We start from the raw sequence: 21,485 nt of genomic DNA on the forward strand, positions 1-21,485 counted from the left end.
ACTCACCTCTGTGCCGAGTTTCACCGACCTATATTTATGAGAGATAGTTGAGACATATACTATGACGACCCAGACATCTACCCAAGCAGCGCCTTTCGAAAACGGTCCACGTTTTGATGGCCGTGCGCTGCGCAATGCCTTCGGTTCATTCGCCACCGGCGTGACGATTGTTACAACCGCGGGATCCGACGGTGCCGATATCGGTTTAACCGCCAACAGTTTCTCCTCCGTGTCACTGGATCCTCCGATGGTGCTGTGGAGCCTGGCAAAGACATCTATGAATATGGAGGCATTCTGCCAAAGCGAGTATTTCGCTGTGCATATTCTCTCAGCCGATCAAGAAGATCTTTCAACGCGCTTTGCAAGCAAGGTTGAGGATCGGTTTTCAGGCCTGGCGCTTGATCGCGGACCAGACGGTATTCCGATGTTGCAAGAGTGCATGGCCCGCTTTGCCTGTAAGGTCGCGTATCAATATGAGGGTGGGGATCACGTTATCTTTGTTGGAGAAATTGTTGATTTCAACCACTCTGCCCAAAAACCGCTGCTGTTCCATGGTGGACGATATGGCATGCTGCTGCCCAAGCAAATCGATACGTCGGAAGACGTGTCTAGCAACCTGTCGTCTGATGATTTGCTGTATCAGGTATCGAATGCCTACTTCCGGACACGTCACTCCGTGATTAATGAGCTTAATCGTCATAACTGGACAGCAGAGGAGTATGCCGTTCTAAGCATCATCGCCCGTGAGGATGGGTTGTGTATGCCTGAGATTGTAGCACGCAGCGAAGAAGTCCGAGGCCAGGCGATTTCCGCCACCATCGTTCAGTCACTTATCGCACGAGGGTTGTTGTGCGAAGACGAATCAAGCGATGGTAAAACAGGGTTCAAGTTGACCTTCGAAGGTAAAATTGCCGTTATGGAACTTATCTCAATACGGAAGGCGAGCGAAGCCGCTGTTCAAAGTGGTTTGGACCCGAGTGAAGTACAACTGCTGAAACATCTGTTGGCTCGACTCGAATATTCGCCTGCACAATGACATCAATGTAAGCGTCCAGACTGTCGTGGTTTAATTTGAATGGACGTCTACACGATTTTCCGGATCAGATCGATTGTACCATTTGGTAACAAAGAGTAAGACAGAACGCGTATTCCGCTACGAACCGTTTCACTGCTTATGCTTGGAGTTGTTAGGAGATTGATCGCCCGCACGTTACCGGTTGATATAACTTCCCCATCAGCTACTTAGCTATGGGGCAGCAGGATTTTTCATTTCCCGTGCACTGGGAGGGCTGGATATACTCCGTTCTACACAGATGAGTAATTCAGATTAGCCTCCACAACGAATCCAGGCTCAAGAATGTTTATGTAGGTCCCCCAAAGTGAGGTCAGTGTATGGCCGCAATGGCTTTGGGGGCGAGAGTGATTTTTTCAATCTGCGTAAAAACCTTGTGTATCGAATGCTATAAGCTGTTGATTAAAGCAATAAACAATTGAGGCCCGTAAAGCATAACCCATGAAGAGCAACGTAAAGAACCAATCGACGGCCTTGTGTGAAACAAAAATCCGCATGGGACTGGACCATCTGATACTCGAATACATGCTGCATGGTTTCCAGCGTGGCTACATGTTCGTGGCAATAGCCCTCGAAGCCTACTCGCTGGGAAGAAGAGGCGCATGAAAATTGCACGTTATCAATCGGTCGGGGGGGGAGAGCGGCTCGGTATCGCTACCCGCGTGTCAGGTCGTGAGCTATTGATTAATGTTGCCAAGGCAGGTGCATGTGCTAATTTCTCCGTCCCTACGACGATGATGGGTCTGATCGAAGGTGGGGACTCAGAGATGGATGCCACGCGCGAGTTACTGTCATGGGCGTCGCTGCGTCAGGATTCAATGTGGATGGATGACCCGAGCTCTGTGAATTGGCTTACCCCTGTGCCAAAAAGGTCGATGTTCTGCGCAGGACGCAACTTCGGACGGCACAAGATGGAGTCAATGAACAGCGACACAGCCATTGCCAGTCAGCTGCACAGCAACTTTCCTACGGGCTTTATCAAGCTTGGGCGCACGCTGGTCCCGCACATGAGCCAGGTGAAGCGACCTGCTGACGTGATCAACTTCGACTACGAAGTCGAGATCGCACTGGTGCTGGGCAAGGACATTAATGCGAACAGCGACATCGATCCGGCCAGCGCCATCTTCGGTTACACGATTTTTAACGACCTGTCCGCGCGCGAGTGGCAGCTTAGCGAAATGCAAAACGGCATGATCATGCTGGGCAAGAACTTTCCTGACTTTGGGCCAATAGGTCCCTATATTCTCACCGCTGATGAGGTGCCAGACCCCACCGAACTGGTGTTGTGGCTGAAGGTTAATGGTGAATTGCGTCAGCACTCTGACTGCCGTGACTTGATTTTTAGTTTCCCAGAGTTGGTGGCGTTCTGGTCGCGTTTTGGATTAACAGTTGGCGATCTTATCAGCACCGGTACGCCTGAAGGGGTGGCCTTGCACCACAAGCCTGATCCTAACGAATGGTATCTTAAACCTGGTGACTGTGTTGAGGCTGGCGTGGACGGTATCGGCGTTTTGAAAACCTTCATCGTTTAGAAACCACCGTTCCCATTCCCCCATCACTTGAGGAGTATTATATGAAATTGTATTATTTGCCTGGAGCCTGCCAGATCGGGATACATGCCTTGCTTGCCGAGATAGGTCGGCCGTTCAAGATCGAACAGGCGGCACGTCCTGACACTCCAGAGTTCGAAGCTTATACTCAAATCAACCCTAAGGGCAAAGTCCCCGCGCTGATTCGTGATGACGGCTCGCTGCTCACAGAGTTTCCAGTGATAGCGCTCTACCTCGCGCGTATCAATCCCGAACGAGAGCTGATTCCGACTGATGTCGAAGGCGAGATCCGCGTGCTGGAAATGACCGAATATCTGGTATCCACTGTGCATATGCAGGGTTATACCCGTGCACGTCGGCCCGGGAAGTTTACGCCAAACGAGTCAGACCATGAGGCGGTTAAGGCGCAGGGGCTGAAAATTTTCCAGGCAGGCCTTGACCGGGCAGAGCAGCAGATAGGTGGCAAAGAGTGGCTGTTCGACAAAATGAGCATCGCGGATTTTGCGCTTTTCTATCTGGAACACTGGTGTGTGCTCAATGGAATCGGTACCTTAGGTCCAAGATGTCAGGCGCATCATGACCGCCTGTGGTCGAAGGTTGAAATTCGTCACGCCGTTGAGTCTGAGCTCATCGCCTAATTTTGAGTGATCAATAATGGACGTGTTAGTGAAACTGAAGGCTTTCATCTCGACCGCAGATACCGGTAGTTTCTCAGCGGCTGCGCGCGCGTCCAATACTTCAGCATCCGTCATCATGAAACGGGTTGACGAGCTCGAGTGGGATTTCAAAACGAAATTATTCGACCGAACAACCCGGCGACTGACGTTAACGGAGACGGGCCATTGCTACCTGACGCATGCGCGCCAGCTTGTCCGATCCTACAATGACATGGCCAGCGGCGCGATTTTGAGCCCGGACAGCATCGAAGGGCCAATCAGGGTCAAGGCCCCGGCGGTGCTTATCCGGCAAGGCCTGGGTGATCTGTTCACGAGTTTCCGTTCCCAGTATCCGCTTGTTCAGTTAGATATAGTCGCGTCTGACAGGGGGGGAAATCCAGCGGAGGAGGGGTTTGATATCTCGGTCGGGATGGATCAAATGGCTTATCGTGACGTAGAAGAGCAGATCATTAGGCCCTTTCCTAGACTGCTGTGTACGTCCCCAGCCTATCTCTCACATTGCGATGCCCCGTCACATCCCCGCGAACTGATCCATCACCCCTGTCTAACCTTTTCTATAGCCGGACCCATCTGGGAGTTCAATTCGCCGGAGGGGCTCGTAGAAGTGGACGTGCACCCAGTCCTGGTTACCAATGATGAAGGCTATTTGTGTGCTGCCGCCCGCGATGGCCAAGGTATTGTTCAGCTGGCTCTGCCAGTTGTTGCTGATGCTCTGCAAGCAGGGCAACTTGTTCCTGTATTGGAGCAATTTTCTTTGGTGGAGCGCTGGTTGAAAATCATGGTACCGGCTCCCCGACTCGAACTGATGCGAGTAAAGTTACTGTTCGACAGGATGGCTATGCATCTGGGCTCCGACGATGATTGAACCATTTTTCTTGAAGTAAGTTATTGTTGTTGTGAATAGGGATCCAAGAATGATTTTAATTACTTCTGCGAATGGTAACCAAGGTAAGCACCTCATTCCCAAGCTTCTCGCAGCGGGGCATAGCCTGCGCGCCTGCGTGAGGTCAGAAGAATCGGCCCGCTACCTCGGAGAGCAGGGCGTACATCAGGTGCTGGTTGGCGATCTCGCTGACACCGCTTTTATTGCAGAGGCAGTGCGCGGTGTTGCCAGCCTTTACCATATCGGTCCTACGCTGCATGCCGCTGAGCGGGACATCGGTTTCGCAATGGTGGATGCAGCGCGGGCGGCGGGCGTGGGCCACTTTGTGTTCAGCTCGGTACTTCACGCTATCACCACCGATCTGATTCAACACGAGATCAAGCGTGACATTGAGGAGCATCTGCTGTCGTCCGGGCTGGCGTTCACCATTCTGCAACCGGCCAACTACATGTTACCGCATCGCCTCACATCGGTGTTTCAGGAGGATGTATTCCGCCTCTCCTGGTCGCTTGATCGGCTGCAATCCATGGTCGATCTGGACGATGTTACCGATGTCGTCGCAGAAGTGCTGGCTCAGCCGGAGACCCATTTCGCCGCGACCTACGAGCTAGCGGCACCGGGTCGTTTTTCGGGCCATGATATTGGACGGGTACTCTCGGAGGTGCTTGGACGGGATATCCGCGTTGAGCGCATCGACTCTGAAGCCTTCATCCGCGCCCGAATGGAGGATGCAGACCCAAGTGCCCAGAAGTACCAGCTACGCATGATCCGGGCCATTGAGGCACGTTATAGCAGCCACGATTTTCTCGGCAATCCGAATGTTTTGACTTGGCTGCTCGGTCGCTCTCCGACGACTTTTGAGGCGTTCGTGCGTAAGCAATCCACCCAAACCTGACCCCCGCTATCAATTATCCTGCTGCCTGGCAGCAGAATATGCCATTTCCCTAGCTGTGGAGAAGCTGCATAAACTTCACCTGTGCATTCACAGATGTGTAATTCAGTTTGAAAACAAGTGACGTAAACCAAACAAGCTGAGGGGCTGTGCTTAGCAGGCGTTCATTTTATCTGGGTGATAAAAATAATCAGGGCTGATGTGGTAATCAACATCTCTAAAGAACAAAGATGCACATAACAATAAAATTCAAAATGCCAGTAAATAAATACTGCTGCAAAAATTTTCGCTCCGTGGTCATCGCCACCGACATGATAGTTGTGGCTGACTCGCCCTCGTCTGAACTAGACAAAATGACTGATGAGACTTGCAACTGATGACTAATTTAATGGGTGGATCGCCACGGGGAAGACTTCAAGTCAACGTTACAGAAGTGATTGATAGCAGTTCGTTCAACGCGTTCAGCATGAAAGTAGCGCTCATCTGCTTTTTGGCAATCGTGTTTGACGGCCTGGACAGCGCGCTCTTCGGCACCATATTGCCAGCGATCATGGCCGATATGAAGATGGGCCCTGCCGAAGCCGGTCTCCTGGGAAGTGTTGGGCATATCGGTGCGGTGATCGGTGCTGCTGTCTTTGGCATCGCAGCCGACGCCATTGGCCGCAAGAAGATGATGATCATCGGCATGACAATCTTCATCATCTTCAGTGCCGCCTGTGGCCTGACTCAGGGTGTGGTCGATTTCGCCATTTACCGTCTCATAGCGGGTTTTGGCCTTGCCGGGATTGTGCCAATTGCGGTGGCGTTGGTGTTCGAATATACACCCCTCAAGTGGAAATCAACGATCTCCAGTGTGTCTTATACGGGTATCTCGGTAGGCGTTCTGTTGTCTGCGTTGGTGTCGATTTTGTTGCTATCCTCTGTTGGATGGCGGACGATCATGCTTGGCACCATCATCGGCATCGTGCTGGTCCCGGTCGCAATCCGACATTTGCCCGAATCCATGACGACTTTGGTTAACATGAACAAAAACGAAAGCATTCGGGAAGTCTTAAAAAAGGTCGATACACAGTTTGTGACCAACGAGGATCAGGAATACATTCTGAAAGAGGCGCCCACTGCAAAAGTGCCCTTGAAAACCCTTTTCCAGGATGGCTACGCGGGTAACACGCTGTTCCTGGGTATCGGGATGCTGAGTATCATGATGATTACTGTCACACTGACCACCTGGATCGCGCAATTGATGGTACAGCGTGGGTATTCGCTGACCATGGGTATCACTTTCATTCTCGTATTCACAGGCAGCAATTTCATCTCTACACCGTTGGCTGGGTGGTTATCTGGCCGAATTGGTTACAAGAAAGTGTTCTCGATTTATATGCCAATTCTTTTCATTTCAATCTCATTGATTGGCGTTATCCAAAATTTGACAGGTGCATTGATCTGCATGTTTTTTGCTGGGTTTTCGGCGATGGGAGCTACCTGCATTTTATTACCCTACGTCGGGTCGCTATACCCTATGAATTTTCGATCATCGGCGATGGGTGTCATTTATGCTATTGGCCGGGTTGGCCCTATTATTGGTCCCGCACTGGCTGGCTTTATGCTGGCAGCAGAAATCAGTGTGCCAGCTGTATTAGTATCTATAGCAGCACCAAGTGTGGTTGCCATGATCGCTTTCCTGCAGGTGAAAGAGCCACCTTTGCACAGTGTTAACCGTAACGGCTGATGCACACTGATACCGATTTGATCAAGTTGATTTTTTTATGGTCAACCACAAATCCTGATCTCGCAGCTGATGGTAGATTTATTTCCCAGACTTTGAAAAATCCGTTCGACAATTTATGGGATGTCATCGAGTATTGCAGTTAATCAGAGTTTTACAGTAGAAGCTACTAGAGCTGTTTTTATAATTCTGGCTAATAGGAGAAATTAAGATGAGTGTTACACAAGATAAAGTTGAAATTATTGATGTTATCAATCTATACGGTGTCGCGCTTGATAGCCACGCCTGGGATGTTCTTGACGAGGTGTTTACTGAAGATACACATGCTGATTTCGGACCTGCAGGGGCCGTCTGGAATTCAGTAGCCGCGCTGAAATTCGCCTTTAAGGACTTCCACGAAACTCTGACTAATCACATGCATACCATGACGGGTTCTTGCATTCACGTTGATGGTGATACCGCTTATGCACTGACCTACGGCGATTGGTTACTTTCTCGTGACACGGCTGAAGGCGGTCCTGACTGGGTGGGTCGTGGCTGGTATGACGATGTGCTGGTACGTACTGACAAGGGCTGGCGCATCAGCAGCCGCGTTTGTCGACTGATCTCCTGGACAGGCAACCCGAACGTGCCAGAACCGGCCTACGAACAGCGCCCGGTGATGACAACGCATACACTGCGAAGTTATCGCGAGCAAGGCAAGGTCCGTTACTTTCAGAAAATTGCCAAGAAGAAGTAAGTCGAACTCAAGTCTCCTCCCTGTGCCCTTAATGAGACAACAAGCCAAGTTACTGCCCTACCCAAGTTGCATGTTGTTGAGTGACGGCGTGTTTGCGATTTATGGCTTGGATGTAGAAGGGCTGTCCGAGCAGAGTTTAACAGAACGCCTGCGTTCGGCATGGTCATGCGTGTTACCACACTGGCTTCTGATAGGATAGTTTCGATGAAAGAGTTCAATGACAAAGTCGTGCTGATAACAGGTACTGGTGGACAAGTGGGTAGGGTCGCTGCCCAGATGTTCGCCCTGGCTGGTGCGAAAGTGCTCGGTTGCGACATCGCAACCGAGCCAGCTGAAGAAACCTGCCGACGGGTAAACGAGATGGGCGGCGAGATGCAGTCTCTTGCACCGTTGGACCTTGCCAATCCGGTAGAAGCGCAACGCTGGGTCGATGAAGCCATAGCGCTGTGGGGGCGTATTGATGTGCTCTTTCACATCGCTGCAGGTATCGCTATTGCACCGTTCAATGAAGCCTCTATTGAGCATTGGGATTTAACAATCCGCAACGAATTGACAATTGCCTATGTGGCTTCTCGCGCGGTGTGGCCGCATATGCTTAAGCAGAAAAAAGGTGTGATTGTCTGCCTGTCATCCATTGCCGGCCACCTCGAGCTCGCAGGCTTCCCGGCCGTTGCCCATGGTGCGGCAAATGCGGGATTACAGGCGCTTACACGCATGTTGGCTGCCCAGGGTGCACCCCATGGCATTCGTGCGGTCAGCATCAGCCCAGGACTGATTGCAAATCCGGATGCGCTATCATCGCCGACATTGGATGAGTACGGCTTACCCATAGCGCGCCCGCTGTGGCGGCATGCTCCGCTGGGACGTCCAGCCCGTGCGGCGGAGATCGTTGAAACGGCGCTGTTTATTGCATCGGACCGAGCGTCCTATATCACCGCGACGGATATCGCCGTAGACGGGGGGATGTCCGGCATCATCTGGAACTCAAAAGTATGATGACGGTCATCTTAAGTACACTCTAGCCGCGCTATCTAACGGCCTGAATTAAAATGACGGATAAACCTCGCCGCAATACGCATAAAGACTGGCTAGCAATTCGACAAGGCGTAGCATGCGACACCAGATAGAGATAGAATCTTAGTATTCTATAGCTGGCTAAGGGCATGTAGTCATGAACAATAAAAGTAATACAGCCCAGCGGATCAAGCTTCCAAAGTTGATGCACATCCGCATGTTCGTCGCCGTGTACGAGGAGGGTTCCTTTACAGTAGCTGCCAGCCGCGAAGGGTTGGGCCAGTCTGGTGTCTCGGCGCATGTAAGGCAGTTAGAAGCCCAATTGGGTGTACAGCTTTTTTTCCGTGACCGTGCGATTGTGCCAACGCCAGCGGGCCACGCCTATTACCAACAATGTGTTCAACTTTTGCGTTTGCATGAAAGTGCAAGCAACGCGGTCGGTCGCCGTGCGGAGCCGGCTGTCGGAACTCTGCGGATGGGCATGATCCCCACGATGAGCCGTTCGGTATTCAGTCGGGCGTTGCGGGCTTTCGAAATTGCCTATCCTAATGTATCCGTACAATTGACCGAAGGAACAGGCGCCGTCTTGGCGACCTCCGTCCGCCGTGGCATGCTGGATTTTGCTATCACACAGCGTATGTTCTACGATGCTGGCGGTGGCAGTGGACTCGGTATATCGGTATTTACTAGGACACCGGCGTTTCTGGTCTCGTCACCGAACTCAGATCTACCACATTGTGAGCCGATTCGCCTGAACAAGGTCAAGGACCTGCACCTTGTGCTACCTGTGGGTAGAAGACCGTTACTGGAAAAATATCTGATCGACCACAATGTTCAGGTTGTGGAGCGAATCAACTGGTTCGAATCCATGCTCGGTGCCATGGATCTGGTTCGCACCAGCCACTGGACGGCAATTATTTCCGGACTTTTCATCGCCGATGATTTGCGCCGTCGACGCTTCACCCTCAATCCGCTGGCTGATCCCATTCTTTGGGACGAAATGCTGCTGGTGGAGCCCGCGCGTATACCTTTGAGCACAATTGCCCAGAACTTTATCGAGTTGTTGAGACAGGCCACAGAAGAGATCAACGAGATCCCGATCCGTATTGCCCATGGCGAACAAGTAAATAGCTTAAATCACCCTTTTAAGAGCGCATTGCCTCATGAATGATTCATTACCCGGCTTACGGGAGATGCAGCTGTTTGTCGCAGTGTATGAAACAGGGTCCTTCACCGCTGCGGCAGAACGCGAGTTCGCTACCCAGTCTGGTATTTCTCATCACATAAAACAGCTGGAGGAGTCTCTGGGAGTACAGCTGTTCGACCGACAGAAAGCGGTCGAGCCTACCGAAGCGGGCACTGTGTTCTACCAGCATTGTTTGGAGGTTCTTGCTGCCAACGCTCAGGCACTACAGACCCTGGGCTGCTTTGACCTCGGGCTTACTGGCGAAGTGCGATTCGGGGTGACACCCACCTTGGCCTTTTGTCAGCTGGCACCGGCCTATCTGTCTCTGATGGAGCGGCATCCCAATGCCTCCATCGCTGTGATTGATGCCCCCAGTAATATACTGATCGACAGAGTGCGCTCCCATGAGCTTGACTTTGCCATTATTCCGTCGATCTCGCATCCTCCAACGGATCTAACAACTTCGGTCTTTGCCAGCACTCCAGCATTTTTGGTTTCGTCTATTACTCATGCCAGCGGGTTTGAGCATGGTGAGGTTATAGAATTCGACAAACTGGCAGGACTTAAACTCCTTGCACCTGATAAGCGTGAGCATGCTGAATGGATAGGTTTGCAATTGGATTTACCAGAAACGGGACCGAACTATCAACTCGATGCCGTGCTGGCGACGCTGGATCTGATCCGAGAAAGTGAGTGGATGGCGATTCTTCCTGGCCTGATGTTTATTCACGGTTTTTGTGCGGAGCCGGGAGAGCGAGATTTCAGGCTCAACCCGTTTCCCGGTGCGGGCCTCAACCTTGAGCTATTGCTGGTGCAATCGGCAAAGGTGAAACCTTCACCACTGATGCTGGAGGCGATTCGTGCGATTCAGGAGGTCACCCTAGAGCATCTTGAACGGCTGAATACTTTTCAGACCGGCGATTTCTGCCGGTAGCACATGCCAGGCGGCATCTCCTATTGCTGAGGTTTCAGCTCTGCAAAACATCGCGGCGAAGCCGGCCGTACTCTGACAGTAGTGGCTTCGCCCCGATATGTACGTGTTTAACGCTATGTATTAATTAATCGTCTGTAAGCGATTTTTTTCCGATCGGTGTTCCATGATAACCAGCGACTTTGCGCAGTACACGATCGGTCCCGTCACGCGGGCTAGCGGAAGCGTCGGGATGGTCATCGAACCAGTTTTCCTTGTTTGGGTAGCGGTACATCAGATCCACCATAAGGCGGCGCTCGGCAATCAGCCAGACACCATTGCGGCGTTCGAAACGGTCAAAATAGCGTGCCCACATTTTTACAGTTTCGCCTTTCCAGTGATGGCGCTCGGAGGCCGCGTGATCAGCCTGCAAGTAGGTCTCAACAAACGCGATATCCGGGCCGTCAAATTCAATCAGACTATTACCCAAAAAGTGCTGGGTACGGTTGAATCGAGGCATTTCATCGGTCAGAAATTTAAAAAAACCTTCAGCTCCACCGATATGAAGGCTCTCGGGAAAGTGTATGTAGGCGTCATCATGGAAGGCGCCACGGACCAACGACATATCGATGCGGTCAAGGCCACGGCAGTATCGTAGCAGAACATCGTGAATTTCCGTGCGTGCGGCGAGTTCTTCGAGTGTCATATCTATCTCCTGTAGTCAATTTTTTGGATATGCAGAGTTAGTCGCAGGCCCCTTTGCCAACGGCCTGCGATGGGTTTACGTGTCTTTCGCCGGAACAATCGGCAGCTGGATAAAGCCTTGCCGATCCGGGCCGGTGTAGACCGCGTTGCGCGCACCGTCATGGTAGGACGCGTCATAGGCGTGGCGCGGACCATGGTCAACACCATCGAAAGGCTGAATATCAACGCGCAAACGGTAGCCTTTGCGGATCAGTGCGGTGTTAGGAATGATCTCGATTTCAACCGGAACAACTTCGTTATCTTTGAGCGGTGCATAGTCAGCTTTACTGTGTGTGTGTTTAACGGTGTACTCGGTTGTGCGCGCCTCGTCGATCTTGCGATGTGATACTTTCAGCCAACCCTTGGCCAGTGGGTAGTTGGGTACGTTCATGCCCATGGTGGTTGGACCGGCGTAGTCGACCTCCTTGCCATCTTCATCGAGAATTCGCAGGCTCAAAAAGATGTCCATGTCTGCGCTGGTGGAGGAAACCCACAGCTTCGCCTTGCCGTAACCGGCAAATACCATATCTTCTTCAACGGGTTCACTGATAAACGAGATTCCTGTTTTCCAAATTTCCAGCACCTCTGGTGGTTTGACGGGCAGGAAGCAGGGCGGAATACCCGTGCGCAGCTCCAGCGGAATTTCGGCGGAGTAATCCGCCTGGCCATCGCTGCTGGGATGTGTCACCGACAAACGCAGAAAGTCATCGCGATACTCATCGCCTTTCCAGTCCGTGGGATTCGCATCGAAGAACCATTTAGGATAGGTTGTCCTGGCGATAGGCCATTCATTCTCTTCCTGAATATAGGAAGCGCCATTGCCACTGCGAATTTCCAGACGCACTGGCGGCTCATCCATGATGCCGTTATCGATTCCTTTCAACCAGTGGTCGAAAAACGCACGATGAGCGGTCAACAACGAACGGGTATAGGGCTTGGTAAACCAGTCCTCCAGGAAGTCTATTTTCTTGGCGTCGGTGTTTGTGGCGAGATACGCCTCACTGCTGCCAAGCTGATGGAAATGGGCCATGTGGGTGGTACAGGCGATGGCCCAGAGTGGTACATCCACCTGACTCATATCCGGACTCATCATAATGGTCGACTTGGGGCCGAACGCTGCTGAGGTGTCGGAATCTTTGAAGGAGGCTTCTTTCAGCATCTCGATAAAGTTCACGGCATTGGGTTCGCCGCACACGGCAGCCAGTACCCCCGCCTTGTACCAGTGGCTGAAGAATTCCTCGTTCAGGATACCACCGGTATAGGCCACTTCCTCATAGAGATCCACATCGGTGCCGATGGCAATCATCGCTTTGAGGTGCTTGGGCTGGAGGCTGGCCACCATATGCTGGCTCATGGCGTAGTAAGACATACCCCAGAGGCCGACGTTACCGTTTGACCACGGTTGTTCACCCGCCCATTCGCTGGCGTCGCGAAATGCCTCTGCGGCTTCGATACCCCAGGGTGCCAGAGTACCAGGGTTTTTGCCTGACCCGGGGCCATCAACGCGCATCACGATATAGTCGTGAGGAACCCAGTCGACTGTGTTAACGGTTTCGTGGTTCTCGAACACTTGCCCACCAGAGTTGCCGAAGAAGTATTTCTCCTCCAGCTCTTCGTGGGCCTCGAAGTCAGCGTCATCGGCAATCGAGTGATGGTAGAACGCGCGTCCATAAGGACCGCAATTCATGATTACTGGAAAATTACCCTCTTTAGCCGGGCGGAACACATCTGCGTAAACGTACAAGCCGTTTTTCAGCGGGATTTTCACATCTTTAAAACGCTGAATTCCCAGAATGTTACGGCGTACTTCGTTGCGCGCTGTCGCCGCTGTGCAAAGCTGTCGCGGTGTGCGATCGGTAAACACGCCAGCATCGGACAGTTCGGCAAGCATCGTCGATACCATGGGGTCCTGTTCGAACTCCAGCGTGGGGTTTAAATCCATACCGGCAAAGGAAATATCGTGGCGGAAATTAATCCGGTATTTACCGAGGATGTCGTGTACCGCGGGATCAATAGTGATGCCACCGTTCAGGTCACCGTCACGATCCAGTGAACAGACAAAACGGGCAATGTTGGTCAGGCCTGCGTCTTGCAACTTATTGATATTGCCATCCACACGACTGATGATGTCCGCCAGATTGATACGCGGAGCTCCCATAGCCGAACCGATAGTTGTGTTGCCGAGCAGGAACGCGATGCGTTCACCTTCACGGTATTGAAACTCGCCCTTGTCGTTTGTAAGGCCACTATTGGTCGGGGTTTGATATTTGAGACCAAAAATTGGTCCTGAAAAAATGCCTGTTTGCAGCATGCTGATGTCCTCTAGAAATGGTGATTACGGCGACAGCCAAAATTGGGCTGTCGCCTCATGGTTCCTACATGTGATGTAAGTATGTGGGGGACCAGCCGTTCAAAGAATTATCCAGTGATTTTTATGGGCAACTGGAGATAGGAGGCATGGTTTCCACCTGTATGGATAACGTGCTGACCGCTGTTCGCTCCAGTGTATTCTTGCAGGCCTGGCATCATTGTTCCGCTCAAGTTGTGGGCGCTGATAATGAAACGCAGCTGGTCACCGGGGTAGAACGTGATGCCTGTTGGTAACAGATCAATCTCAATCTCCACAACTTCTCCCTCAGATAGCTTCTCTATGCGATCAAAGGTGTGTGCCGGCACCTCGTCGGTGGACAGGGATTCGTCGAGGTGGCGAGCCGATACCCGTAACCTGCCATCCGAACCCTTGTAGCGCAGGATGCTGCCGCCATGGTCGGTAACGTCATGGCAACGAGCGCTTTGGTTGGGCACAGTGAACTGTTGCAGTGGTGTGCCGTAGGCATCGAGCTTCTGGATAAGCACGAACAGATCCATGTCATCGGCTCCACGCGCTTCTACCCAGAGGTGTGCCTTGGGGTAACCGACGATGACCGTTTCCTTCTCGAAGCGGGTGATGAACGACACCGCATTGGGATTCGATTCGGTGCCGTAACTCGCTTCCATTGCACCAGCCGGAGCTGTATCGCTTAGCGTGCGAGAAAGGCCGTCGAGATACAGTTTGGTCAAGCTGATGTCAGCTGGTGGGAAACTATCTGCGGGCAGATTTACCTGATCGCCGCCTTTGAAATCATGCAGTGCGTAGCGCACACGTGGTGTGGATCGCCAGTCGTTGTCTTGGCCTTTAAGAAAATGATCGAAGAAACTGCGGAGGTCTTCAACGTTGGCTTCGTCGTAGTAGTCAGGCCACTCCTGACTGTTGTGGATACGCAGCCATTTGTCTTCTGAGGCCATGCGCCGCCATGCGCGGAAGGTGCCCGCTGTGTGTAGTGTATTGGAGTAACTGGCGACCACATAAGCTGGTACCGTGATACGATCGAAGTCGGGAATTTTGTTGCGCCACAGATCATTCATCAGTGGGTAGCGCTGTTCCTCGCTAATCAGATCCTCCTTCTGCTGCTTGCCGAAAAAGCTGCCTTTCTGCAAACGCTGACCGAAGTATACGTCTGGCATACCACCGCGTTTTAACAGATCGCGGTAGACATCGCTTACGCCCTCCCAGGGGTTGATCGCGACAAGATGTTTGGGTTGCTCAGCTGCGGTGAACCATTGAGAAGCTGCTAGGTAAGAAGTTCCACTCATGCCGACCTTGCCAGTGCACCACTGCTGTTCGGCGAGCCATTCGATAAGATCGTGGCAGTCGAGGCCTTCCTGGCGATCCCAGAGAACGCTGTTACCTTCGGAGTCGACAATCCCACGTGGATCAGGGTTGCAGATGGCATAGCCATGGGCACACCAATAAGCCGGATCCGGACCCTCGAACTTGGCTAGTCCGGAGACGAGGGAGTTACTCAGACCCACCATACCGAACACCCCCATTACACTAGCCGAAGTACCTTGCGCCTTGCCATAGGGGCTCCAGGCGACAATCACAGGTACCTCTTCGGTACCGACCGGGCGAAATAGATCGACGTAGATCGTCACGCCATCTCGCAATGTGACCGGCACGTCTTTCTCGAACACGATATCGACCGGAAGTGGCTTGAATGGTGGTGCTACTTGGTGACCTGCAGGCAGAGTGCGAACACCAGGATCGTATGGTGTTAGCAGTCCGATGCGGTCAGCCGGCAGTGGCGCGGATGGAATGAACAGCTGCGAAATATCGCTCATGGTTAGATCCTCTTATTCTTGTATTACAGGTCTTGGTCAAACGCTGGGCATGAGCTGATTGTAGAGCGGACTTATTTTTTTCTCAACACGCGTTGAGAAAATGGCCTAAACAGACTCATTATTTCCTTCTCGGGTAAGTCGCTGAAATATGGTTGGAAATCGGTAAAACCCTGGGGACGCGGATGACAGCAGCGTCAGGAGTTGTTATGTTTGGCGATTATTAATTTGACCCGGCCTGACAATTCGCTGTTTCTCTTGAGACTGCAAACAACTTAGAAATCGGCACTATGACAAGCAAAACAGAACCTACAGTAACAGCTCGCCGAGGCCGCAAACCTGGGCGAAGACCAGGAGGGGGCAGTACCCGGAAAGCAGTCCTTGAAGCTGCGCGAGCGCGCTTCGCCAATGATGGATTTGCAGCCACCACCATGCGGCTTGTTGCCGCTGATGCTGGCGTTGACGTGTCCATGGTGATGCAGTTTTTCCGCTCGAAAGATGAACTATTTGCGTCTGTTATGGACATTCCAGAATCGGCACTGAAGAAATTGGGTACGGTGTTTGAGGAAGCAGATGAGCGGCTGGGAGAGCGCGTGGTGCGCACCTTTTTGCAGGCGTGGGATGGTGCGCCCGAGGAGTCGGAGCCCCTCATGGCGATGCTCAGGAATGCGATGGTGCACGCCCAGGCCCGCGATCAACTGCGGGCCTATATCGAGTCCAGATTGATGGCAGGTGATAGCACATCTCTTGGTCCAGATGCTCGCCTGCGAGCGGGCGTAGCCCTGTCGATGTTGGTGGGGTTGGTCACTGGCCGTCAAATCATAGGTGTGCCGATGCTGACAGCCGTCGATCAGGAAACGTTGGTGGCGATGGCTGCCCCGGCGATACAGAACATACTCTTGCCAGCCAAAGGCACCAGTTAGTTGGCGCCTTTGGTGCAATTCCGGTTACTGATATGCCGGAAAAACGCTTAATTATAGGGTAGCTATCAGGGAATTATGGGTAGCTGTAAATAACTGGGATGCTCTGGTCCGGTGTAGATCTTGTTTACAGCATCAATGTGATAGCTCTCGTCATAGGCGCGAACGGGTACTCCTGCTGGCGCATAGGGTTGAATATCCACCAACAAGCGATGTCCTTTGCGGATTAGCGCTGTGCTGGGGTTGAGCCCGATTTCGACAGGCACAACTTCGCCACTTTGCAGTGGGGCCTCATCCTCTTCCAAGTGAGTATGCACGGGCCAGTATTCAGTAGAGCGTTCGACATCGAGCTTGCGTCGTGACACTTTCAACAAGCCATGCCCAACTGGATGAATGTGCACTGGATCCACTGGAAGTACTACGGACTCGTAGCGGATCTCCTTGTCGTGTTCGTCCAGCACGCGGAATGAAACAAATACGTCCATGTCGGCACTGCTCGATTCTACCCATAGACCTACCTTCATGTACCCGGCGAGCGTCATGTCTTCACTCATCGGTTCGCTGACAAAAGAAATGCCGGTAGACCAGCGCGGAGTGCCATCACTGGAGCCTGCGGGCGCGAGCGTAGGGGTGCCCAGATCCAGATGCGCGTCATACTCGGCAGTGCTTGGTTCAGTGGGTACGGTTTCGCTGATACGCAGCGCGTTGGGGCGCCGCTCATCGTTCTGCCAGGTCGAAGGCCGGGCATCGAAATACCAGCGACGGTATTCGGTACGTGCTATCGGCCACTCGTTTTCGTGCAACACGAAGTGAGCGCCGTTGCCGGTGCGAACCTGTACCCTTACCGGTGCCTCGTCCATCACGCCGTTGTCGATGCCTTTTAGCCAGTAGTCGAAGTAACGTATGTGCTCGGCCAGGGACTTGTTACTGTATGAGTCCGGGAACCAGGCATCGGTGAAATCAAACTTGCGTGCCTTGGAAGCGGTGGAGCGAATAAAGGTTTCACTGCTGCCCAACTGGTGAATGATGGCGCCCACTTGCGGGCCCACAATCCAAACCGGCGCCGTGGCCTTGCTCATGTCCGGGCGCATGAAGATGCTGCCGTTCGTGCCGTAGGCCTCGGGGTCGTTGAAAGGCGTATCCAGAACGCGGGCCATCCAGGGGGTTTCACGGCGTTCACCACAGTGGTTATTGCCCGACCAGATCTTCCACCACCAGTTCCAGAATCCGGAACCGAAGATACCGCCGCCATACAGGGCTTCGTTGTAGATGTCGGAATCGGTGCCTTGTGCGATCATCGCTTTGAGGTGCGGTGGCTGCAAGCTGGCCACATGGTGCTGGGTCATGGCCAGGTAGGACATGCCCCACAGGCCCACATTGCCATTCGACCAGGGTTGAGTGCCCGCCCATTCGATGGCGTCGTAGTAGTCCTCGGCTTCCTGCACACTGAACGGTGCCTGCTCACCTTGGCTGTTTCCTACGCCCCGCGCGTCAACTCGAATGCAGACGTAGCCCTCTGGTACCCATACTGAAGAATCGACGTTCTCGTGGTTCTCATATTGGGCACCGTCGGGATTGCCGGAGAAGTAGCGGTCTTCCATCTCTTCCTTACTGATCGCGTCGGCCTCGTTGCAAATGCAGTCGTGATAGAAGCTCTTGCCGTAAAAGGTCTGGCTCATCACGACGGGGTAACGGCCCGGTTCAGCCGGGCGGAAGACGTCGGCGCACACGTAAGTGCCATCGCGCAGCGGAATACGGACATCAGTTGTCTTGATGATGCCGCGGATATTGCGCCGCAGTTCGTTTCGGCTGGAGGCTGCCTCGCACAGTGTGCGTGGCGTTTTGGCGGTGAATACACCGGGCGTTGCGTTCAGCGTCTCAAGAATCTTGAGCAGGGTGGGGTCGTCGGCGAAGTCACCGCCGGCTTGTCCCATCGGCATAACAGGTGGGCTGAAGTTGATCGGGGTTGAACCAATCAGTTCGTGCACCTGAGGGGAAATTTTAACCCCCGACTCGATGTTGCCTTCCTGGTCCAGAGTGTGAACGAAGCGTGCCAGGTTGGTGATCGAGGGGTCGTGCAGTTTGTCGATTTTGCCATCCACGCGGTTGGCCAGCTGTGCCAGATTCAAGCGGGGTGCAGCCTCGACGGAACCGAGAACGATGCCGCCAACCATAAAGCTAATGGCCTCGTTGGCTCGGTACTGGAATTCGCCATTATCCGTGGTGATACCAGACAATGTGGGTGTCTGGTATTTCAGGCCGGCGATGGGGCCGGCGAACACGCCGGTTAAAACAGGGCTTAGAGCCGGTGCAGAAGACTGTGTCATGGTGCTCTCCTAATGCGTGTGCAGCAAGTCAGTGAAATCGGCGCAGCCGGAAAATCAGGTTGCGCGTGTATGGTTGGGAAACACCCCATTAATCGATCAGAATCGGCAGTTGCAGATAGGATGCGTACTGTCCACCGGTGTGAATTACATGCTGCCCCGCGTTGGCACCGACATATTCGGCCAGCCCTGGCATCAGCGTCCCCGAGAGGTTGCGCGAGCTGACGATGAAGCGAAGTTGTTCACCCGGGTGGAATGCCCAGCCGAGGGGCAGCAGGTCGATGTCGATGGCCACGACTTCGCCGGGAGAAAGCTTCTCGACGCGGTCGAAGGTATGCGCCGGTACATCATCCGTGGACAGGGTTTCATCCAGGTGGCGAGTGGATACCCGCAGGCGTCCATCCGATCCTTTGTAACGCAAAACGGTGGCCCCATGGTCGGTGAGATCATGTACCCTGGCGTTGTGGTTGGGGGCAGTAAACTGTTGCAGCGGTGTGCCGAATTTGTCCAGCTTCTGGATCAGAGCGAACAGGTCCATATCATCGGCACCGCGTGCTTCGACGAATAATCGCGCTTTAGGATACCCGACCAGTTGGGTTTCTTTGTCGAAGCGGACGATGAAAGAAACCGCATCGGGGCTGACGCCAACGTCATACATTGCAGGTACTTCGTTAGCGGGAGCATTGGGGCTCAGGATACGTGCTGCACCGTCGAGGTACAGTTTGGTTGATACCGCCTCTTTCGGTGGGAAAGCGTCGGCTGGCACGTTAGTTTGGTCGCCACCTTGGAAGTCATGCACCGCGTAGCGTACGCGGGGGGTGTCTTCCCAGCCATTGTCGATCTCTTTGAGGTAGCGATCGAAGAAGCGGCGTAAATCTTCTACGTTGGCCTCATCGTAGTAGTCAGGCCACTCCTGGCTGTTGTGAACACGCAGCCATTTGTCTTCTGATGCGATGCGCCTCCAGCCACGAAAAGTGCCTGCGGTATGCAGCGTATTGGAATAACTGGCGACCACAAAGGCCGGTACGGTGATGCTGTCGAAGTCGGGAATTTTTTCGGCCCACAGGTCGTTCATCAACGGGTATCGCTGCGCTTCCAAGAGGATATCTTCCTTCTCGTTTTTGCCGAAAAAGCTGCCATTCTGGAGCAGGCCCGCGAAGCTTGTGTCAGGCATACCGCCACGCATAACCAAATCGCGATATACGTCACTCACACCCTCCCAGGGGTTGATTGCCGCAAGGTGCTTGGGCTGTTCGGCCGCGGTGAACCACTGTGAAGCTGCCAGATACGAAGTGCCGCTCATACCAACCTTGCCAGTACACCAAGACTGCTCGGCCAGCCACTCGATCAGGTCGTGGCAGTCTCGGCCTTCCTGGCGGTCCCACAGCACGCTGTTGCCTTCAGAATCGACGCAGCCGCGTGGATCGGGGTTACAAATTGCGTAGCCTCGGGCACACCAGTAGGCCGGGTCCGGGGCTTCAAACTTTGCCAAACCAGACACAACGGAATTGCTCAGTCCTACTAGACCGAACACACCCATCACGCTGGCGGATGTCCCCTGGCCCTTGCCATATGGACTCCACGCTACAATCACCGGCACCTTTTCATTACCTGTCGGACGGAAGATGTCTACGTAGATTGTCACACCATCCCGTAAGGTTACGGGCACGTCTTTCTCGAAGACGATGTCGACAGGCAGTGGTTGGAATGGGGGTGCCACCTGGAAGCCTGCCTTAAGCGTGCGGGTTCCGGCTTCAAACGCGGTGAAAATCCCTGTTCTGGCAGGTGGTAATGGATGAGACGGCACAAAACTCTTAGGACAGTCTGTCATGGGAGCTCCTTATTTTTTTAATGAGCGGGGTTATTGTTTTAGAGTACAGCAGGCCAGGGAATATATCAACACGCGTTGATTTAATTAAAATACATGAATATCATGGTTTGATGGAACGAAACTCTTTAGGAAAGCCAATCATGCTAGCTCCTTAATTGTTTTTAATAGGCGTGCCTATTACCTTAGGGGCAGCAGGTCTGGACATATATCAGTAGCAAGTGTTGATATACTTAAAATATCGAAATTTATGGGTGTAAATATGAAAAAAGAATCTAATTCGACAGCGCGTCGGGGGAGGCGACCGGGGCCCAATAGTACACGCCGGGCCGTACTCGAAGCTGCGCGTGCTAGCTTCGCTAAACATGGGTTTGTTGGTACAACCATCCGATTAGTTGCGGCGGAAGCAGAGGTCGATGTTGCACAGGTTATGCAATTTTTTCGTTCTAAGGATGCACTTTTTGCTGCGGTGATGGCGATTCCAGAGTCAGCTCTGGAGCGATTTAACTCACTGTATGAGGGGCCCGACGAACACTTGGGCGAACGAGTGGTCCGCGCCTTTCTCACTGCTTGGGAGGGGGTAATCGAAGAGTCCGAACCCCTGATGGCGACACTGAGGGGCGCGTTCGTCAATGATCAGGCACGGAATCAATTGAGCGATTTTATTCAATCGCGGTTACTGGCTGGAACCAACGAAAACCACTGTTCCGACGCTAGACTGCGTACCGGTCTAGCTTCGTCCATGCTTGTTGGTGTGGTGGTTGGTCGACGTGTTATCGGTGTACCCACCATTGTTGCGGCGGACCACGAAGAGTTGATCAGAATACTTGCCCCGGCCATTCAGCAGATCCTGGTGCAATAG

The 21,485-nt window shown here is 53.0% G+C and carries 18 protein-coding genes; 13 read left to right on the forward strand and 5 right to left on the reverse strand.

Features of this window, described 5'->3' with window-relative positions:
* Nucleotides 1-61 precede the first annotated feature (61 nt).
* From G8770_RS22475 to G8770_RS22525, 11 genes are all read left to right on the forward strand, one after another.
* On the forward strand, nucleotides 62-1,036 hold the full coding sequence (locus G8770_RS22475; RefSeq protein WP_167192224.1) for a flavin reductase: 975 nt from the start codon (nucleotides 62-64) through the stop codon (nucleotides 1,034-1,036).
* A 477-nt stretch (nucleotides 1,037-1,513) separates the two neighbouring features.
* Nucleotides 1,514-1,678 carry a hypothetical protein gene (locus G8770_RS22480; RefSeq protein WP_167192226.1) on the forward strand — a complete coding sequence of 55 codons (165 nt, stop codon included), beginning with the start codon at nucleotides 1,514-1,516 and terminating at the stop codon, nucleotides 1,676-1,678.
* Complete coding sequence (locus G8770_RS22485; protein ID WP_167192228.1) at nucleotides 1,675-2,604, forward strand: fumarylacetoacetate hydrolase family protein; 930 nt, start codon at nucleotides 1,675-1,677, stop codon at nucleotides 2,602-2,604. Before G8770_RS22480 ends, G8770_RS22485 begins: the two co-directional genes overlap by 4 nt.
* 41 nt (nucleotides 2,605-2,645) lie before the next feature.
* The gene (locus G8770_RS22490) at nucleotides 2,646-3,260 is read left to right on the forward strand and encodes a glutathione S-transferase family protein (RefSeq protein ID WP_167192230.1); all 615 of its coding nucleotides are present in this window, start codon (nucleotides 2,646-2,648) and stop codon (nucleotides 3,258-3,260) included.
* A 16-nt stretch (nucleotides 3,261-3,276) separates the two neighbouring features.
* Nucleotides 3,277-4,164, forward strand: coding sequence for a LysR family transcriptional regulator (locus tag G8770_RS22495; protein ID WP_167192232.1), 888 nt, complete (start codon nucleotides 3,277-3,279; stop codon nucleotides 4,162-4,164).
* 49 nt (nucleotides 4,165-4,213) lie between these two features.
* Nucleotides 4,214-5,077 (forward strand): SDR family oxidoreductase, encoded by an 864-nt coding sequence (locus G8770_RS22500; protein WP_167192234.1) that lies wholly within the window; start codon nucleotides 4,214-4,216, stop codon nucleotides 5,075-5,077.
* A 373-nt stretch (nucleotides 5,078-5,450) separates the two neighbouring features.
* Entirely contained in the window at nucleotides 5,451-6,803 is a 1,353-nt protein-coding gene (locus G8770_RS22505) for an MFS transporter (RefSeq protein ID WP_167192236.1), read from the forward strand.
* A gap of 208 nt (nucleotides 6,804-7,011) precedes the next feature.
* Entirely contained in the window at nucleotides 7,012-7,539 is a 528-nt protein-coding gene (locus G8770_RS22510) for a nuclear transport factor 2 family protein (RefSeq protein WP_167192238.1), read from the forward strand.
* Between the two features lie 204 nt (nucleotides 7,540-7,743).
* Nucleotides 7,744-8,535 (forward strand): SDR family NAD(P)-dependent oxidoreductase, encoded by a 792-nt coding sequence (locus G8770_RS22515; RefSeq protein WP_167192239.1) that lies wholly within the window; start codon nucleotides 7,744-7,746, stop codon nucleotides 8,533-8,535.
* Between the two features lie 175 nt (nucleotides 8,536-8,710).
* Nucleotides 8,711-9,724, forward strand: a complete 1,014-nt coding sequence (locus G8770_RS22520) for a LysR family transcriptional regulator (protein WP_208022464.1) — start codon at nucleotides 8,711-8,713, stop codon at nucleotides 9,722-9,724.
* Nucleotides 9,717-10,673, forward strand: a complete 957-nt coding sequence (locus G8770_RS22525) for a LysR family transcriptional regulator (protein ID WP_167192241.1) — start codon at nucleotides 9,717-9,719, stop codon at nucleotides 10,671-10,673. Before G8770_RS22520 ends, G8770_RS22525 begins: the two co-directional genes overlap by 8 nt.
* 124 nt (nucleotides 10,674-10,797) lie before the next feature.
* Here G8770_RS22525 and G8770_RS22530 read toward each other — a convergent pair whose 3' ends face one another.
* From G8770_RS22530 to G8770_RS22540, 3 genes are all read right to left on the reverse strand, one after another.
* Nucleotides 10,798-11,355: a nuclear transport factor 2 family protein gene (locus G8770_RS22530; RefSeq protein ID WP_167192243.1), complete on the reverse strand. Its 558-nt coding sequence runs from the start codon at nucleotides 11,353-11,355 to the stop codon at nucleotides 10,798-10,800.
* 75 nt (nucleotides 11,356-11,430) lie between these two features.
* Nucleotides 11,431-13,704, reverse strand: a complete 2,274-nt coding sequence (locus tag G8770_RS22535) for a CocE/NonD family hydrolase (protein WP_167192245.1) — start codon at nucleotides 13,702-13,704, stop codon at nucleotides 11,431-11,433.
* Between the two features lie 107 nt (nucleotides 13,705-13,811).
* A complete protein-coding gene (locus G8770_RS22540) occupies nucleotides 13,812-15,554 on the reverse strand; it encodes a CocE/NonD family hydrolase (RefSeq protein ID WP_167192248.1) in 1,743 nt (580 codons plus the stop codon).
* Between the two features lie 287 nt (nucleotides 15,555-15,841).
* On the opposite strand from G8770_RS22540, the gene G8770_RS22545 reads away from it, so the two are divergent.
* Nucleotides 15,842-16,474, forward strand: a complete 633-nt coding sequence (locus G8770_RS22545) for a TetR/AcrR family transcriptional regulator (RefSeq protein ID WP_167192250.1) — start codon at nucleotides 15,842-15,844, stop codon at nucleotides 16,472-16,474.
* A gap of 65 nt (nucleotides 16,475-16,539) precedes the next feature.
* Here the strand turns inward: G8770_RS22545 and G8770_RS22550 are convergent, their stop codons facing one another.
* Together G8770_RS22550 and G8770_RS22555 are read right to left on the reverse strand one after the other, a co-directional pair.
* Nucleotides 16,540-18,798: a CocE/NonD family hydrolase gene (locus tag G8770_RS22550; RefSeq protein WP_167192252.1), complete on the reverse strand. Its 2,259-nt coding sequence runs from the start codon at nucleotides 18,796-18,798 to the stop codon at nucleotides 16,540-16,542.
* 88 nt (nucleotides 18,799-18,886) lie between these two features.
* Nucleotides 18,887-20,626 carry a CocE/NonD family hydrolase gene (locus tag G8770_RS22555; protein ID WP_167192254.1) on the reverse strand — a complete coding sequence of 580 codons (1,740 nt, stop codon included), beginning with the start codon at nucleotides 20,624-20,626 and terminating at the stop codon, nucleotides 18,887-18,889.
* Nucleotides 20,627-20,885: 259 nt separating this feature from the next.
* On the opposite strand from G8770_RS22555, the gene G8770_RS22560 reads away from it, so the two are divergent.
* Nucleotides 20,886-21,485 carry a TetR/AcrR family transcriptional regulator gene (locus G8770_RS22560; protein ID WP_167192256.1) on the forward strand — a complete coding sequence of 200 codons (600 nt, stop codon included), beginning with the start codon at nucleotides 20,886-20,888 and terminating at the stop codon, nucleotides 21,483-21,485.

This window comes from Pseudomaricurvus hydrocarbonicus, assembly GCF_011602365.1.
Classification (GTDB): domain Bacteria; phylum Pseudomonadota; class Gammaproteobacteria; order Pseudomonadales; family Cellvibrionaceae; genus Pseudomaricurvus; species Pseudomaricurvus hydrocarbonicus.

Coding starts and splice junctions, on each gene's coding strand:
- G8770_RS22520 (WP_208022464.1), top strand. CDS start 8,711: ATGAACAATAAAAGTAATACAGCCCAGCGGATCAAGCTTCCAAAGTTG.
- G8770_RS22490 (WP_167192230.1), top strand. CDS start 2,646: ATGAAATTGTATTATTTGCCTGGAGCCTGCCAGATCGGGATACATGCC.
- G8770_RS22530 (WP_167192243.1), bottom strand. CDS start 11,355: ATGACACTCGAAGAACTCGCCGCACGCACGGAAATTCACGATGTTCTG.
- G8770_RS22540 (WP_167192248.1), bottom strand. CDS start 15,554: ATGAGCGATATTTCGCAGCTGTTCATTCCATCCGCGCCACTGCCGGCT.
- G8770_RS22545 (WP_167192250.1), top strand. CDS start 15,842: ATGACAAGCAAAACAGAACCTACAGTAACAGCTCGCCGAGGCCGCAAA.
- G8770_RS22495 (WP_167192232.1), top strand. CDS start 3,277: ATGGACGTGTTAGTGAAACTGAAGGCTTTCATCTCGACCGCAGATACC.
- G8770_RS22550 (WP_167192252.1), bottom strand. CDS start 18,798: ATGACACAGTCTTCTGCACCGGCTCTAAGCCCTGTTTTAACCGGCGTG.
- G8770_RS22535 (WP_167192245.1), bottom strand. CDS start 13,704: ATGCTGCAAACAGGCATTTTTTCAGGACCAATTTTTGGTCTCAAATAT.
- G8770_RS22500 (WP_167192234.1), top strand. CDS start 4,214: ATGATTTTAATTACTTCTGCGAATGGTAACCAAGGTAAGCACCTCATT.
- G8770_RS22480 (WP_167192226.1), top strand. CDS start 1,514: ATGAAGAGCAACGTAAAGAACCAATCGACGGCCTTGTGTGAAACAAAA.
- G8770_RS22515 (WP_167192239.1), top strand. CDS start 7,744: ATGAAAGAGTTCAATGACAAAGTCGTGCTGATAACAGGTACTGGTGGA.
- G8770_RS22485 (WP_167192228.1), top strand. CDS start 1,675: ATGAAAATTGCACGTTATCAATCGGTCGGGGGGGGAGAGCGGCTCGGT.
- G8770_RS22475 (WP_167192224.1), top strand. CDS start 62: ATGACGACCCAGACATCTACCCAAGCAGCGCCTTTCGAAAACGGTCCA.
- G8770_RS22525 (WP_167192241.1), top strand. CDS start 9,717: ATGAATGATTCATTACCCGGCTTACGGGAGATGCAGCTGTTTGTCGCA.
- G8770_RS22560 (WP_167192256.1), top strand. CDS start 20,886: ATGAAAAAAGAATCTAATTCGACAGCGCGTCGGGGGAGGCGACCGGGG.
- G8770_RS22505 (WP_167192236.1), top strand. CDS start 5,451: ATGACTAATTTAATGGGTGGATCGCCACGGGGAAGACTTCAAGTCAAC.
- G8770_RS22510 (WP_167192238.1), top strand. CDS start 7,012: ATGAGTGTTACACAAGATAAAGTTGAAATTATTGATGTTATCAATCTA.
- G8770_RS22555 (WP_167192254.1), bottom strand. CDS start 20,626: ATGACAGACTGTCCTAAGAGTTTTGTGCCGTCTCATCCATTACCACCT.